General features: G+C 69.3%; 14 protein-coding genes. 8 read left to right on the top strand and 6 right to left on the bottom strand.

Features of this window, described 5'->3' with window-relative positions; all coding sequences use genetic code 11:
* Nucleotides 1–96: 96 nt before the first annotated feature.
* The 7 genes from ACHUEU_RS04770 to ACHUEU_RS04740 all read left to right on the top strand — a co-directional run bounded on the left by ACHUEU_RS04770 (nt 97) and on the right by ACHUEU_RS04740 (nt 6,409).
* A complete protein-coding gene (locus tag ACHUEU_RS04770; RefSeq protein WP_394214755.1) occupies nt 97–1,509 on the top strand; it encodes a dipeptidase in 1,413 nt (470 codons plus the stop codon).
* Nucleotides 1,506–1,799, top strand: a complete 294-nt coding sequence (locus tag ACHUEU_RS04765; RefSeq protein WP_394214754.1) for a hypothetical protein — start codon at nt 1,506–1,508, stop codon at nt 1,797–1,799. The genes ACHUEU_RS04770 and ACHUEU_RS04765 overlap by 4 nt, the downstream gene beginning before the upstream one ends.
* Before the next feature lie 109 nt (nt 1,800–1,908).
* Nucleotides 1,909–2,268 (top strand): HesB/IscA family protein, encoded by a 360-nt coding sequence (locus ACHUEU_RS04760; RefSeq protein ID WP_394214753.1) that lies wholly within the window; start codon nt 1,909–1,911, stop codon nt 2,266–2,268.
* 388 nt (nt 2,269–2,656) lie between these two features.
* Nucleotides 2,657–3,595: an aa3-type cytochrome oxidase subunit II gene (gene ctaC, locus ACHUEU_RS04755; protein WP_394214752.1), complete on the top strand. Its 939-nt coding sequence runs from the start codon at nt 2,657–2,659 to the stop codon at nt 3,593–3,595.
* On the top strand, nt 3,592–5,304 hold the full coding sequence (gene ctaD / locus ACHUEU_RS04750) for an aa3-type cytochrome oxidase subunit I (protein WP_394214751.1): 1,713 nt from the start codon (nt 3,592–3,594) through the stop codon (nt 5,302–5,304). The genes ctaC and ctaD overlap by 4 nt, the downstream gene beginning before the upstream one ends.
* A 1-nt stretch (nt 5,305) precedes the next feature.
* On the top strand, nt 5,306–5,722 hold the full coding sequence (gene ctaF / locus ACHUEU_RS04745; RefSeq protein ID WP_394214750.1) for an aa3-type cytochrome oxidase subunit IV: 417 nt from the start codon (nt 5,306–5,308) through the stop codon (nt 5,720–5,722).
* 405 nt (nt 5,723–6,127) lie between these two features.
* Nucleotides 6,128–6,409, top strand: a complete 282-nt coding sequence (locus ACHUEU_RS04740) for a hypothetical protein (protein WP_394214749.1) — start codon at nt 6,128–6,130, stop codon at nt 6,407–6,409.
* Nucleotides 6,410–6,684: 275 nt separating this feature from the next.
* On the opposite strand, the gene qcrB is transcribed toward ACHUEU_RS04740, so the two are convergent.
* From qcrB to ctaE, 4 genes are all read right to left on the bottom strand, one after another.
* Entirely contained in the window at nt 6,685–8,364 is a 1,680-nt protein-coding gene (gene qcrB, locus ACHUEU_RS04735; RefSeq protein WP_394214748.1) for a cytochrome bc1 complex cytochrome b subunit, read from the bottom strand.
* A gap of 4 nt (nt 8,365–8,368) precedes the next feature.
* Nucleotides 8,369–9,457 carry a cytochrome bc1 complex Rieske iron-sulfur subunit gene (gene qcrA / locus ACHUEU_RS04730; protein ID WP_394214747.1) on the bottom strand — a complete coding sequence of 363 codons (1,089 nt, stop codon included), beginning with the start codon at nt 9,455–9,457 and terminating at the stop codon, nt 8,369–8,371.
* An 8-nt stretch (nt 9,458–9,465) separates the two neighbouring features.
* Nucleotides 9,466–10,266: a cytochrome bc1 complex diheme cytochrome c subunit gene (gene qcrC, locus ACHUEU_RS04725; protein WP_394214746.1), complete on the bottom strand. Its 801-nt coding sequence runs from the start codon at nt 10,264–10,266 to the stop codon at nt 9,466–9,468.
* A gap of 88 nt (nt 10,267–10,354) precedes the next feature.
* Nucleotides 10,355–11,089, bottom strand: coding sequence for an aa3-type cytochrome oxidase subunit III (gene ctaE, locus ACHUEU_RS04720; RefSeq protein WP_394214745.1), 735 nt, complete (start codon nt 11,087–11,089; stop codon nt 10,355–10,357).
* A gap of 235 nt (nt 11,090–11,324) precedes the next feature.
* Between ctaE and trpD the strand changes: the two genes are divergently transcribed.
* Nucleotides 11,325–12,407 (top strand): anthranilate phosphoribosyltransferase, encoded by a 1,083-nt coding sequence (gene trpD, locus ACHUEU_RS04715; protein ID WP_394214744.1) that lies wholly within the window; start codon nt 11,325–11,327, stop codon nt 12,405–12,407.
* A 55-nt stretch (nt 12,408–12,462) separates the two neighbouring features.
* On the opposite strand, the gene ACHUEU_RS04710 is transcribed toward trpD, so the two are convergent.
* Together ACHUEU_RS04710 and ACHUEU_RS04705 are read right to left on the bottom strand one after the other, a co-directional pair.
* A complete protein-coding gene (locus ACHUEU_RS04710) occupies nt 12,463–12,744 on the bottom strand; it encodes an Lrp/AsnC family transcriptional regulator (protein WP_394214743.1) in 282 nt (93 codons plus the stop codon).
* 49 nt (nt 12,745–12,793) lie between these two features.
* Complete coding sequence (locus ACHUEU_RS04705; protein WP_394214742.1) at nt 12,794–14,452, bottom strand: DEDD exonuclease domain-containing protein; 1,659 nt, start codon at nt 14,450–14,452, stop codon at nt 12,794–12,796.
* Nucleotides 14,453–14,458 lie beyond the last annotated feature (6 nt).

Below are 14,458 nucleotides of genomic sequence, written 5' to 3'. Positions count from 1 at the left end.
CAGTCTAGGCGACGTCGGCGGTGGCCTCCCCGAGCGGCCCGCGCGACACGGCCCGGACGGACCGTGCCGCCGCCCGGCGGCGGTACCGTGACGGTCATGAGCACTCCTGATCCCTCATCCCGCACTGCTCGCACCGGTGGAGCCGAGGAGGTCGAGGCGCTGCGCGCCCGGCTCGAGCCGCTGCTGCCGACCGCCGTCGAGGACCTCAAGGACCTCGTGCGCATCCCGTCGATCGCCTTCGACGGCTACGACCACGAACCCGTGCGCCGCAGCGCCGAGGCGGTCGCCGCGCTGCTGCGCGGCGCCGGGATGGCCGAGGTGAGCATCGAGTCTGTCCAGGGCGGCAGCCCGGCCGTGATCGGACGGACCCCCGCCGCCGAGGGCCGGCCGACGGTGCTGCTGTACGCGCACCACGACGTCCAGCCCACCGGGGACGTCGAGGACTGGTCCAGCGACCCCTTCGACCCCGTCGAACGGGACGGCCGGCTCTACGGTCGCGGCGCGGCGGACGACAAGGCCGGCGTGATGGCCCATGTCACGGCCCTGCGCCTGGTCGGCGAGGAGCTCGCCGCCGACGGCATCGGGGTGACGGTCTTCGTCGAGGGCGAGGAGGAGGCCGGCTCTCCGACCTTCCGTCCCTTCATCGAGACCCACCGGGACCGTCTGGAGGCCGATCTCATCATCGTCGCGGACTCCGCGAACTGGGCGGTGGGCACCCCCGCCCTGACCACCAGCCTGCGCGGCGTGGTGGACCTCGTGGTCGAGGTGCGGGCACTGGACCATGCCGTCCACTCCGGACTGTTCGGCGGGCCGGTGCTCGACGCGCTGACCCAGCTGTCCCGCCTGCTGGCCACCCTGCACGACGAGAACGGCGAGGTGGCCGTCGAGGGACTGGCCCGCGCCGAGGACCCGAGTGTCGAGATGGACGAGGCCGACTACCGGCGCGACGCCGGGGTCCTTGAGGGTGCGGAGCTCGCGGGCAGCGGTTCGCTGACCGCGCGGCTGTGGACGCGCCCGGCGCTCTCCGTGATCGGCATCGACGCACCGAGCGTGCGGGAGGCCTCCAACACGCTGATACCCGTCTCGCGGGCCAAGGTGTCCCTGCGGATCCCCCCGGGCGAGGACCCCGCCGCGGGGATGGCGGCCCTGGTCGCGCACCTGGAGAGCCATGCGCCGGCCACTGCACAGGTCACGATCCGCCGCGGCGAGCAGGGCAAGCCCTACCGCGCCCGCCAGGCGGCACCGGCGATGGACCTCGCCCGGGACTCCTTCGCGCGCGCCTGGGGAACCCCTGCCGTGGACACCGGACTGGGCGGCTCCATCCCGTTCATCGCCGACCTGCTCGAGGTGTTCCCGCAGGCCGAGGTGCTCGTCACCGGGGTCGAGGACCCGGAGTCCCGGGCCCACGGCATCGATGAGTCGCTCCATCTGGGAGAGTTCGCGAAGGTCTGTCTCGCCGAAGCGCTGCTGCTGCGCGGTGCCGGCGCTCTCGGTGGAGGACGGGCATGAGCCACCCCTCCCAGCGCCCCGGACCCTCGCAGCGGTCGGGGAGCGGTGACGGTAGCACCCCCATCTCGCCGCTGCTGGTCCCGATGCTGCTCGGCGGCATCGTGATCGGTTTCCTCGCCGGGTACTTCTTCGTGTGGTGGGGCCTCATCGTGGTCGCGGCCGTCCTGGTGGCCGCGGCGTCGATGGTGCTCACGGGGCGCAGTCGCGACGGGGCCACGGGCGCCGTGGTCGGGGTGCTGCTCGGGTATCTCGGGGTCATCCTGGTGGCCCTCTTCCGCGGCGCGCTGTGACCTGCGGGCGTTACGGGGTCCGGGGCGCGACGGCGCGCCGGGACCTCCGCTCCCCGTTCCGGCCCGGTGGGGCGTATCCTGGCCGGACACGAGTTTCGAGGAGGACCTCATGACAACGCCCACTACCGAGCGTCCCGCCGCTGCGCATGGCGTCGACCTCACGCCCGGCGCCGCCCAGAAGGTGTCCACTCTGCTGGAGCAGGAGGGCCGTGACGATCTGCGCCTGCGGATCGCCGTGCAGCCCGGTGGCTGCTCCGGCCTGATCTATCAGCTGTACTTCGACGAGCGCGTCATGGACAACGATCTGGTCGCGGACTTCGACGGGGTCGAGGTCGTCGTCGACAAGATGAGCAGCCCGTACCTCGCCGGTGCGGTGATCGACTTCGCCGACACCATCGAGAAGCAGGGCTTCACGATCGACAACCCCAATGCGGGCAGCTCCTGCGCCTGCGGGGACTCCTTCGGCTGAGCCGCACCGACCGGCAGCCGTCCCCGCATGCGGGGACGGCTGCCGGTCAGGAGGTCAGGGTCCGACCCGGTGACGATCGCGTCACCTGGCCGGGCCCTTTTCCGTGTGAGGCCGGCGACCTCGAGGTCACGGACCGATCACGGACTCCGGGACGGCACGGATCGCGGCGAGTCGAGGTGGCCACAGCACCTCCGGGAAGCCGTATGATGACGTTGTGCCGTCAAAGGGTGGGCCCCGTGCCCGCCACGGTCCTTCCCGTGGGGAAGGGCGCGGCACCGTGGGCATGTCCCGCCCACATCAGTACCAGCTCCAGATCGCGGAGCCGGCCGAGCCAGAGCGCGCGGCCCGGTGGCGAGGTCCGGAGACGACGAGCGGAAGGTCATCCCCTGTGATCCCCCAGGTCCCCCAGCGCGCGCGACGCGGACGCCGCGCAGCGGCAGCAGGCCTCGCCCTGGCCACACTGGTCCTCGCCGGTTGCACCCAGGCGCAGCAGCGCGGGTACATGCCCGGTCCGGCCGATGGTCAGGAAGTCACCGACCGGACCGAACGGATCACCAACATCTGGGTCGGCTCCTGGGCCGTCCTGGTCATCGTCGGCCTCATCATCTGGGGACTGACGATCTGGTGCGCGATCGCCTACCGGCGCCGCAAGCACGACACCGGCTTCCCGGTCCAGCTGCGCTACCACGTGCCGCTCGAGCTGATGTTCACGCTCGTGCCGGTGGTCATGGTGCTGACCTTCTTCTACTTCACCCAGCGTGATACCCGTGAAGTCGAGATGCACACGGCTGAGCCCGACTACACCGTCAATGTCGTGGCCAAGCAGTGGAGCTGGGACATCAACTATGTCGACGACGACGTCCACGAGCCCGCCGGCGTGCAGTCCTTCGCCACCGGCGAGCCCGGGGCGGCCGAGTCGCTGCCCACGCTGTACCTGCCCGTCGGACAGACCGTCGAGTTCCGCCTCGACTCCCGTGACGTGATCCATTCGTTCTGGGTCGTGGACTTCCTGTACAAGAAGGACATGATGCCGGGGCACACCAACACCTTCCAGGTCACCCCGACCCGTGAGGGCGTCTACGCCGGCAAGTGCGCGGAGCTGTGCGGCGAGTACCACTCCGACATGCTGTTCAACGTGGTCGTCGTCTCCCCGGAGGAGTTCGACGCGCACATGGAGGAGCTGCGGGCCGAGGGGCTCGAGGGCCAGCTCGGCGTCGACCTGAACCGCAATGACCAGGAGTGGAGCATGCGCGACAAGCAGGATGACGCCGGTCCTCGCTACTCCGAGGAGACGGCGACCGCCGGGACCGAGGGAGAGAACGAGTGAGCACCGAGACCACCGCCGCACCGAGCACGTCGGTGCCCAGGCGGTTCCAGGAGGAGCGGCCGACGAGCCTCGGTCGGCACGCCTTCAATCTTCTGACCACCACCGATCACAAGCTGATCGGCCTGATGTACATGGGCATGGCCTTCGCGTTCTTCGCGTTCGGCGGTCTGCTCGCGCTCGGCATCCGTGCGGAGCTGTGGGAGCCGGGACTGCAGGTCGTGGTCTCCAAGGACCAGTACAACCAGCTGTTCACCATGCACGGCACGATCATGCTGCTGATGTTCGGCACGCCTCTGTTCAACGGCTTCGCGAACTACCTGGTGCCGCTGCAGATCGGCGCCGTGGACATGGCGTTCCCGCGCCTGAACATGTTCGCCTTCTGGATCACGCTGTTCGGCTCGATCATCGTCGTCTCCGGCTTCCTGACCCCGCAGGGCGCGGCCTCCTTCGGCTGGTTCGCCTACGCGCCGCTGTCGGACACCACGTTCTCCCCCGGCCTGGGAGGTGATCTCTGGGTCTTCGGCTTGGCCTTGCAGGGCTTCGGCACGATTCTGGGCTCGGTCAACTTCATCACCACCATCCTGTGCATGCGCATGCCCGGCATGACCATGTTCCGCATGCCGATCTTCACCTGGAACGCGCTGATCACCGCCGTGCTGGTGCTGATGGCCTTCCCGCCGCTGGCCTCCGCGCTGCTCGCGCTGGGAGCGGATCGACGCTTCGAGGCGAACATCTTCGACGCCGCCAACGGCGGACCGGTCCTGTGGCAGCACCTGTTCTGGTTCTTCGGCCACCCCGAGGTGTACGTGCTCGCGCTGCCCTTCTTCGGCATCGCCACGGAGATCATCCCGGTGTTCTCGCGCAAGCCGATCTTCGGGTACAAGACGCTGGTCGGTGCGACGATCGCCATCGCCGCTCTCTCCGTGACCGTGTGGGCGCACCACATGTACACCACCGGTGCGGTGATGCTGGACTTCTTCGCCTTCATGACGATGCTCATCGCCGTGCCGACGGGAGTGAAGTTCTTCAACTGGATCGGCACCATGTGGCGGGGCTCGTTGACCTTCGAGACGCCGATGCTGTTCACCCTCGGATTCCTCACCACCTTCATCTTCGGTGGCCTGACGGGCGTCATCCTCTCCTCGCCGGTGCTGGACTTCATCGTCTCCGACACCTACTTCGTGGTCGCCCACTTCCACTACGTGATGGCCGGCACCGTCATCTTCGAGATGTTCGCGGGCTTCTACTTCTGGTGGCCCAAGATGTTCGGCTACAAGCTCGGCGAGGGTCTCGGCAAGCTGCACTTCTGGCTGATGACCATCGGCTTCCACATGACGTTCCTGATCCAGCACTGGCTGGGCGTTGCCGGCGCACCCCGCCGCTACGTCAACTACCTGGCGGAGGACGGCTTCGACTGGATGAACCAGATCTCCACCGTCGGGGCGTTCATCATGGGCATCTCCACGCTGCCGTTCCTGCTGAACGTGGTGCTCACGCACCTCAAGGGAGTCAAGGTCGAGGTCGACGACCCATGGGGCTATGGATCGTCCCTGGAGTGGGCGACCTCCTGCCCGCCGCCGCGCCACAACTTCCACTCGCTGCCCCGCGTCCGGTCCGAGCGTCCCGCCTTCGATCTGCACCACCCGGAGGTCGCGCTGCAGGATCACATGCTCGCGGAGGAGCCCGCCCTGAACCCGAGGACGAACTGACATGAGAGCAAGCGCAAAGATCTTCTGGATCCTGGGAGTCTTCTTCCTGATCGTGGGCATCGCCTACGGGTTCCTCACGGCTCGCTATGAGCCGCTCGGCATCGAGACCGTCGGCTTCCCGGCGGTCCTGGCCCTGTCGGGCCTCGGCTTCATGATCGCGATGACCCTCACGATCGCCGCACGCAGGCATGAGCTCGACGCTTCGGACGACCTGGACGGCGAGGTGTCTGAGGCCGCCGGCGTGCAGGGCAGCTTCTCGCCCTACAGCTGGGCACCGCTCTGGGTCGCGATCGGCGCTGCGCTGTGCTTCCTCGGCGTGGCCGCCGGCTGGTGGATCTTCGCCTTCGGCGTCATCTTCGCCATCTACGGAATCCTCCTGTGGGTCCTGGAGTTCTCCGCCGGCCAGCACGCGCACTGAGCTGACTGCGGCGGCTCCCTCGAGCCCCTCGCAGCGAAGGCCCCGCATCGGTTCGATGCGGGGCCTTCTGCCGTCCGTCCGTCGTCGGTGCGCGGCGGCTCCGGAACAGGTGAGGGCGTCCTGGTGGTGTGCGTCCCCCAGCTGGCGGGGGAGCTCAGGCGGCCGGGAGGTCGCTCCCGGCGCCGACGCCCGGTCAGCGAATGGCTGTCATCTGGGTTACGTCTGATAAACGCAGTATTCGGAGTGCGGAATGCCTATGAACGCCCCGGTACCGCGTCTCCCCGCAGAGAGCAGCTCCCGGACCCGAGGACACGAGGCCGCCCGGTGCTAGCGTGACGCCCAGCAGCCGCGCTCCCGGCGGAGAGGACTCCGCTCGCTGGTATCGCGGCCACCGAGGAGGGGACGATGAGCATGATCGGCAGCAGCCAGGGTCCGGCGGAGCGTGCGGAGCAGCAGCTGCGTGGGCTCTTCCCCGACGACCCCGCTCTGACGGCCGCGACGACCTGGGCGAGCGAGACCCTGCGGAGTGCGCAGCTGGATCCCTCGAGTGCCCCGTTGCGCTCCGTGCGCGCCCTGCGACGGGCGGATCGCCGCCTCGGAGCGCTGGCTGCGCGCTACCTCGTCGAGGCCGCCGCCGGCCGGCCGGCACCGGGGCCCCGGCGCCCCCACCCGCCCATCGTGCACTGACCCCACCGCGGAGCGACACCGACTGCGTGCGGAGCAGGGGACTCCGGCGCACTGCAGGGCTGCTCGCGGTGCACCGGCCGCTCGCGGGGCGGACCACGCTGCCGGCCGCTCACGAGCACAGGGGAGCGGTGCACGCAGCGGTGCCTGCGCGGACGCTCCCACGTCGCCTGCACGGTGGCCGCCTGCGCGGTGACCGCAGCACGAAGGACGGGCCCCGAGGGAGGAGAATCCCTCGGGGCCCGTCCTGTGCGCCGTGGACCGGCGCGGTGGTCGACTCAGTGCACGACCTTCTCGGCCGGGGTGCGGTAGTCGCCACCGGTCGCCTCGTCGATGACATGCTTCTCGTGGCCGGCGTGCTCGAGCGCCGCCCGCAGCTCGGCCGGCGTGACCGGCTCGATGCGGTCCTTGAAGAAGAAGCTGCTCGCCTTGGCGCGCAGCGACGAGACGCCCTTGCCCGCGCTGAGCGGACGGTAGTCATCGTGCTGCACCAGCACCCAGCGGTCGTAGTCGCTGAGCGGCGCGTGGATCTCCAGCATCTCGCCGGTGCCCGTGCGGACCACGCGCGAGGTCTCCTCGCCATGGAGGGCCTTCTGCCGCTTCTGACGCTGGATCGACAGACACAATCGTTTGGTGATGAAGAAGGCCAGGACCGGCGCCACGAAGATCCCGATGCGGAACGCCCACGTCAGATCGTTGATCGACAGATTCAGCGCGATCGCGATCAGGTCGTTCGTCGCCGCGAGCGCAAGGATCAGATAGACCATGAGCCAGGCGACACCGAGCCCGGTGCGCACCGGGGCGTTGTAGGGCAGATCGTTCAGATGGTGCTCACGATCGTCACCGGTCACCCAGGCCTCGATGAACGGGTACAGCGCGAGCGACGCCAGCAACAGGCCGTACACCGCGAAGGGGATCAGCATGTTCAGCGAGATCACGTACCCGAAGATGGTGAACTCCCAGCCCGGGATCAGGCGCAGTCCGCCGTCCGTCCAGAGCATGTACCAGTCCGGCTGCGATCCCGCCGAGACGGGGGAGGGGTCGTACGGGCCGTAGACCCACACCGCATTGATCGAGGTCGTCGCAGAGATCAGCGTGATGACGCCGAAGACCAGGAAGAAGAACCCACCGGCCTTGGCCGCATACACCGGGAACACCGGGAAGCCGACCACGTTGCGCTCGGTGCGGCCAGGCCCGGGGTACTGGGTGTGCTTGTGCAGCACCAGCAGCACCAGGTGGACGCCGATGAGCCCGAGGATCAACGCCGGGACCAGCAGGATGTGGATCGTGAACAGGCGAGGGATGATATCCGTGCCCGGGAACTCGCCACCGAACAGGAGCATCGACAGGTAGGTGCCGACCACCGGGATCGCCTTCATCAGGCCGTCGATGATCCGGACACCATTGCCGGAGAGCACGTCGTCCGGGAGGGAGTAGCCGGAGAAGCCGGCCACCATGCCCAGGACCATGAGCGTGAAGCCGACGATCCAGTTCAGCTCGCGCGGCTTGCGGAACGCGCCGGTGAAGAACACCCGGAACATGTGCACGAAGATCGCGACCATGAACACGAGGCACGCCCAGTGGTGCATCTGGCGGAAGAGCAGGCCGCCGCGCAGCTCGAAGGAGATCTCGAGCGTGGACTCATAGGCCCTCGACATGGTCTCGCCCTGCAGCGGGACGTACGGGCCGCTGTAGACGACCTCTTCCATCGAGGGGTCGAAGAACATCGTCAGGAAGGTGCCCGAGATCAGCAGGATGACGAAGCTGTACAGCGCCACCTCGCCGAACATGAACGACCAGTGGTCGGGGAAGATCTTCCGGGCCATGAACTTGACGAGGCCGCCGCCGGCGACGCGCTGGTCGAGCCAGTCGCCGCCCACTGCGCCGAGCTTGTGGACGCGGGAGCTGTCCGCGTCGACGGAAGCCTGCTTCCGGGGGCTGGGAGTCGTGGTCGTCACGAGATCACTTGTCCTTGGGCGCGTCGGACATGGGCTTGTCCTTGTGGATGTTCCAGAAGCTGGGACCGATCGGTTCGGTGAAGTCGCCGGGGGCGACGAGGTAGCCCTCGTCGTCCACCTCGATCGGGAGCTGGGGGAGCGGGCGGTGTGCCGGGCCGAAGATCACCTTGGCGCCGTCGGTGACGTCGAAGGTGGACTGGTGGCACGGGCAGAGCATGTGGTGGGTCTGCTGCTCGTAGAGGGCTACCGGGCAGCCCACATGGGTGCAGATCTTCGAGAACGCGAGCACGCCCTCGACGCCCATCGATGCGCTCTGCTCGTTCTTGGAGAGCGCGGGGTCGATGCGGACGATCACCGCTGCCGCCTTCGCACGCTCCTCGAGGTGGTGCGGCGTCTCGTGGGTGAGGCCCTCGGGCATGACATGGAAGATCGAGTTCAGCGCGACGTCGGACAGCTTGATCGGCGTGCCGTCGTGGTCCCGGGCCAGGCGCTGGCGCGGGTTCTGACCCCAGAAGGTGTGGTGGAGCTTGTTGCCCGGCAGCGGGCCCAGCGTGGACAGCGGGGCGAGCACCGCGATCGGCAGTGCCACGAGTGACGCCACCATCGCGGTGACGATCAGGGGACGCCGAGCGATGCCGGACTCCTCGAAGCCGTCGGTGATGATGCCCACCGCGGCCTCCCGGGTCTCGTCGGTGCTGCGGATGTCGTGGCGCTCCTCGACCATCTCGTCATCGGGCATGAGGGTCTTGGCCCAGTGGATCGCGGCCGCACCGATGAAGAACATGGCCGCCGCGAAACCGAGTCCGGTGACGAGGTTCGACCACCACAGGGCGCTCGCGGAGCCCTCCTCGGCGAAGATGTTCATGCCGGTCGGTGTCACCACGAAGTACGCCGCGATGAACACGACGGTGCCCACGACCGACAGCAGGAACATGGCGGCGACGATGCGCTCGGCGCGCTTCTCCGCGGTCTTGGACAGATCCGCCTGGCGATGGACGTGCGGGGGCAGGCCCGGGTTCGGGAAGCCGCCGCCCTCCCTGGGGGCGACCGCGCTGACACGGGGGGAGGAACTGCCGTCGAGGTTGTTGTTCATGCTCGCATTCACTTCGCCTTCGCCCCCAGCCAGACTGCACAGCCCAGGAGCAGGGAGAGGATGATCGTCCACGCGTACAGGCCCTCGGTCACCGGACCCAGCGAGCCCAGGTTCATCCCGCCGGGAGAGCCGTTCGCCTCGAGCTCCTCGAGGTAGGTGATGACGTCACGCTTGTCGGAGGGGGTGAGGTTGTTGTCGTTGAAGACCGGCATGTTCTGCGGCCCGGTCTCCATCGCCTCGTAGACGTGCTTGGCCTCGATGCCGATGACGGGCGGGGCGTACTTGCCGCGCGTCAGCGCACCGCCGGCACCGGCGGCGTTGTGGCACATGGCGCAGTTGATGCGGAAGATCTCGCCGCCCTTGGTGGCGTCGCCCTGGCTGGTGTCCAGCCACTCCTCGGCGGGGACCGCGGGACCGGGGCCCAGGGAGGCGACGTAGGCCGCCAGCTGGCGGGTCTGCTCCTCGGTCATCTGCGGGGGCTTGCGCGCCGCCTGCGCGCCGGAGCTCTGCATCGGCATGCGGCCGGTGCCCACCTGGAAGTCGACCGCGGCCGCGCCCACGCCGATCAGCGAGGGACCGAGCGCGCTGCCGTCGGCATCGGTGAGGCCGGCGGCATTGCGACCGTGACAGGTCGCGCAGTTGGCGAGGAAGAGCGCCTCGCCGGCCTCGACATCGTCCTGCGTGTAGGCCTCGGCCTGTGCCGTCTGCGGCTGGAGTGCCGCGTACAGCCCACCGGTCGCGACGAGCGCGAGCAGCAGGATCACGAGTAGCGCCATCGGGTGGTGGCGACGTGCGGCGAGAGCCTTCACGGTGCGGACCTCGATTCGTGGAGGGGGCGGACGGAGGAGGGGGATGCTGGGGTGCAGCCGGGCGTGCTGGCCGGGCTGGCTGCGGGGATCAGAAGATGCTCCAGTCGAACGTCACCGGGATCACGTGCCCCGAATCGCCGAGCGCCATGATCGGGTCGAGCATGTACACGATGAAGAACAGCACGATCCAGACCACATCGACGAAGTGCCAGTAGTAGGAGATGCAGATCGCCGAGACCTGCTCGTGCGCGGTGAACTCGTCCGCCACGTACGCCCGCATCAGCACCATCAGGAACGCGATCAGTCCGCCGATCACGTGGATGCCGTGGAAGCCGGTGGAGAGGAAGAAGACCGAGCTGAACGGAGAGGACGACATCGTCACTCCGTGATGGACGAGCTCGGTGTACTCGTAGGCCTGTCCGGAGACGAAGATCGCGCCGAGGATGAAGGTGAGGGTGTACCACTCGATCATCCCCCAGCCGGCGACGTTGAGGACCGAGCCCTCGCGACGCTTGCGGGGTGGGAACGGCCGGCCCCAGGGGAACCGACCCTCGGCCATGAAGACGCCGATCTGGCAGGTGACCGAGCTGAACACCAGGATCGAGGTGTTCAGCAGGGCGAAGCCGTGCTTGAAGTTGGCTTCACCGGCCGTGAAGGTGTCCGGCGCCATCGAGCGCAGGGTGAAGAACATCGCGAACAGGCCGCCGAAGAACATCAGCTCGCTCGCGAGCCAGACGAGGGTGCCTATCTGCGTCGGGTTCGGGCGGCCGACCGCTGGGGCGGCAGCGGCGGAGGGGCGCTCAGTCAGGGTCGCTGTAGTCACGTCACCATTATGTCGTGTCGTCAGATTCGGTGTGCCGGTACACGACGACCGAGCACATCGCGGGGCCTGCGCCCCGGGCGGACCGGGCCAGCATATCCCTCCTGACGACGTGTCACGAACCAGGACACGCTTCCGATCACTCCTGGTGACCGGCCCCTGCGGGGCTGTGACCGTTCCGTGATCCGTTCCGTGAGCAGGTCGACGGCCGGGGAGTCGGTGATGCGATGATCGGGGCATGAGCGAGAACACCCCCACCTGGTCACGGATCACCTCGCGTCTGGTGCGTGGCGAGGAGCTGGAAGCGGCCGCGGCGTCCTGGGCGATGGACGAGGTCATGGCCGGGGCCGCCAGCCCCGTGCAGCTCGCCGGCTTCCTCGTCGCACTGCAGGCCAAGGGGGTCACCAGCAGCGAGCTGGAGGCGCTGGCGGACTCGATGATCGCCCACGCCCACGCCGTCGCGGTGCCGCGGGAAGCGGTGGACATCGTCGGCACCGGCGGCGACCTCGCGCAGACGGTCAACATCTCGACGATGGCGTCCATGGTGATCGCCTCGACCGGCAGGACGGTGGTCAAGCACGGGAACCGCGCCTCCACCTCGAAATCCGGGTCGGCGGATGTGCTGGAGGCGCTCGGCGTGCGGCTGGACCTGCCGGTGCCGGACGTGGAGGACCTGGTGGGGAAGATCGGAATGACCTTCCTCTTCGCCCAGGTGTTCCATCCGTCGATGAAGTTCGCGGCCGAGGCGCGCCGAGGGCTGGGCATCCCCACCGTGATGAACATCCTCGGCCCGATCACGAACCCGGGCCGGCCGCGTGCCAGTGCGGTCGGGGTCGCGGACACCGTGATCGCGCCCGTGGTCGCGGGGGTCTTCGCCTCTCGCGGCACCAGTGCGCTGGTCTTCCGCGGCCGGGACGGTCTGGACGAACTCACCGTCACCGCCCCCTCCGACGTCTGGGAGGTGCGCGGCGGCCAGGTGCGCGAGCACGTGCTGGATCCGTCGGTGCTGCTGGAGGTGCCGCGCAGCGGGCACGATGCGCTGCGCGGCGGCAGTGCGCAGGAGAACGCCGAGGTCGCCCGCGATCTCTATGCCGGTGTCCGGACCGGCCGGATGGGCGCGATCCGTGAGGCGGTGCTGCTCAACGCCGCCGCCGGGGTGGTCGCCTTCGACGGGATCGATGAGGCGGCGGCCGACGGCTTCGAGGAGCGCTTTGCCGCCGCCTACGGGGAGGTCGCCGCGGCGCTGGACTCCGGCCGACCGGCCGCGCTGGTCGAGAGCTGGGCCGCCGCATCGCAGGAGGTCGTCGCCCGCCGCGGCTGAGCAGGCACCGCGCCCAGGCCCTGCTCGGCGGCCGGAGCGTCTCCCGCTCGCCGGGTCAGCCGTCGATGCCGAGGTCGAAGGCGGCGTCGAGATCCTGCTTCGAGTACGTCTTGAAGGCGATGTTCGTGGTGGTGTCCAGCACGCCGTCGACCCGGCTGAGCGCTCCGGCGATCACGCCGGCGAGGTCCTCGTGCGCCCGCACCCGGGCGATCGCGATCAGGTCGACGTCGCCGGTGACGGAGTACACCTGCTCGATCCCCTCGATGTCGACGATCTCCTGGGCGACCTCGGGGATGCGGCTGGGCTCGACGACGATCGAGACGATGGCGGTGATCATGGTTTCTCCTTCGACGGGGCGCCGGCAGCGGCGGGGCGTTCCCCCGAGCCTATGCCTCCTCGGCCTCGCCGGTCCGGGCGAAGCGCCGGGCGAGATGCTCCTGGTCGAATCGGGCCCTGGCCGGGACCTGCCAGGTGCCGTCGACCAGCACGATGCGCACCCCGTCGCCCTCGAGCCAGGTCAGCAGGATCTCCGCCTCCTGGTGGTACCCCTGGCACAGCGGTGCGGCCAGATCCGCCTCCCCGGTCCCTGTCAGCTCCAGGGAGCGGGCGAAGGGGAGCGGGTCCTTGCCGGCGGCCACCAGGGTGGTGCCCGAGAAGCGACCGTGGCGGACAGCGAGCAGCTCCCACCCGCGCCCGCCGATCACCGCCTCCGTGCTGGGGCGTGCGGCGATGAGCAGCGGCACCTCCGCGAGGGCGCGGAGACGGCAGGCGCGCCGGGCTGCGGTGAGATAGGTGTGGGTGAGCCTGCGCAGCTTCTCCGCGTCCTCGTAGCGACCCGCCTGGACGTGGGAGCGGAGCCGGGCGGCGACATGGTCGAGCACCTCGGCGGGATCCTCGAGGATCGCTCGTCGCAGCCGGGCGCGGTGCCCTTCGGAGGTCAGCTCCCGGCGCGAGGAGGAGTCGAAGGCGGCGCCCCGTCCGAGGACCGCGTCGGTCAGCAGCCCGCGCAGCGGCTCGGCCTCGTGCCGGGAGGCCAGCGGCCCGAGCTGGGCCGAACCGTCCGTCTCGGCCTTCGCCAGCCGAGCGGCCCGCAGGCCCTGCCCGCCGGGGCCCAGACGCAGCCAGTGCGCCTTCTGCGGATTCAGGCCGTGGCGGTTCGCGGGCGGCTGCTCGCGGCCGATGATCCGCAGCTCGCGGATCCCTGCCTCGGTCGGGGTGGCGCACTCGATGACCCGGATCGACTCGACGCGCGGGAGGATGTCCAGCACCTTGCGCCGGGTCTCCGCGGCGGTGAAATAGGTGCGCACCCGGGAGCGCAGGTTGCGGGAGGTGCCGACGTAGAGCACCGCCCCCTCCGCATCGAGGAACTGGTACACCCCGGGCACCGACGGGACGTCCGCGGCGAGATGCTTCTTGCGCAGCTGCGTGGGTGTCGCGCGGCGATGGGCGGTGCCCAGGTCCTCGAGGGTGGACCCACCGGCGGCACCGAGCCGCTCGATGATCGCATGCAGCACGTCGACGGTGGCCCGTGCGTCGGAGAGCGCCCGATGGTCCGGTGTGATGCTCGCCCCGACGTGCCGGGCCAGGGTGGAGAGCTTGTGGTCGCGGACCTCGTCGCGACCGAACACGGTGCGCGCCAGGGCGAGGGTGTCCAGCACCGGCGGCTTGGTCCAGCTGATCTCGCAGACGGCCGCCTGGGCGCTGAGGAAGCCGATGTCGAAACGGGCGTTGTGCGCCACCAGTGCCGCCTCCCCGACGAAGTCGAGGAACATCGGCAGCACCGTGCGGATGGAGGGTGCCTCCGCCACGGACGCGTCGGTGATCCCGGTGAGCGCCGCGATGTAGGCGGGGATCGGACGTTCGGGGTCGACGAAGGTGCGGAACTCCCCGAGCACTTCGCCGCCGCGGACCTTCACCGCGCCGATCTCGGTGATGGCGTCGGCCGCTGGATCCGTGCCGGTGGTCTCCAGGTCGACGACCACCAGCGTCGCCTCCGCCAACGGGGTGCCGAGATCATCGAAGCTCAGCTGGCGGCGCGCGGACATGGGCGA

The organism is Brachybacterium vulturis (genome assembly GCF_043641765.1).
In the GTDB taxonomy this organism is placed as follows: domain Bacteria; phylum Actinomycetota; class Actinomycetes; order Actinomycetales; family Dermabacteraceae; genus Brachybacterium; species Brachybacterium vulturis_A.
Note: the sequence above shows the minus strand (reverse complement) of the source record. Positions and strands in the feature narration are given on the sequence as shown.

Bases quoted from the DNA above. Each gene is read 5' to 3' on its own strand.
- ACHUEU_RS04710 (WP_394214743.1), bottom strand. From the start codon at position 12,744: ATGATCACCGCCATCGTCTCGATCGTCGTCGAGCCCAGCCGCATCCCC.
- ACHUEU_RS04770 (WP_394214755.1), top strand. From the start codon at position 97: ATGAGCACTCCTGATCCCTCATCCCGCACTGCTCGCACCGGTGGAGCC.
- qcrA (WP_394214747.1), bottom strand. From the start codon at position 9,457: ATGAACAACAACCTCGACGGCAGTTCCTCCCCCCGTGTCAGCGCGGTC.
- ctaF (WP_394214750.1), top strand. From the start codon at position 5,306: ATGAGAGCAAGCGCAAAGATCTTCTGGATCCTGGGAGTCTTCTTCCTG.
- ACHUEU_RS04705 (WP_394214742.1), bottom strand. From the start codon at position 14,452: ATGTCCGCGCGCCGCCAGCTGAGCTTCGATGATCTCGGCACCCCGTTG.
- ACHUEU_RS04740 (WP_394214749.1), top strand. From the start codon at position 6,128: ATGAGCATGATCGGCAGCAGCCAGGGTCCGGCGGAGCGTGCGGAGCAG.
- trpD (WP_394214744.1), top strand. From the start codon at position 11,325: ATGAGCGAGAACACCCCCACCTGGTCACGGATCACCTCGCGTCTGGTG.
- ACHUEU_RS04765 (WP_394214754.1), top strand. From the start codon at position 1,506: ATGAGCCACCCCTCCCAGCGCCCCGGACCCTCGCAGCGGTCGGGGAGC.
- ACHUEU_RS04760 (WP_394214753.1), top strand. From the start codon at position 1,909: ATGACAACGCCCACTACCGAGCGTCCCGCCGCTGCGCATGGCGTCGAC.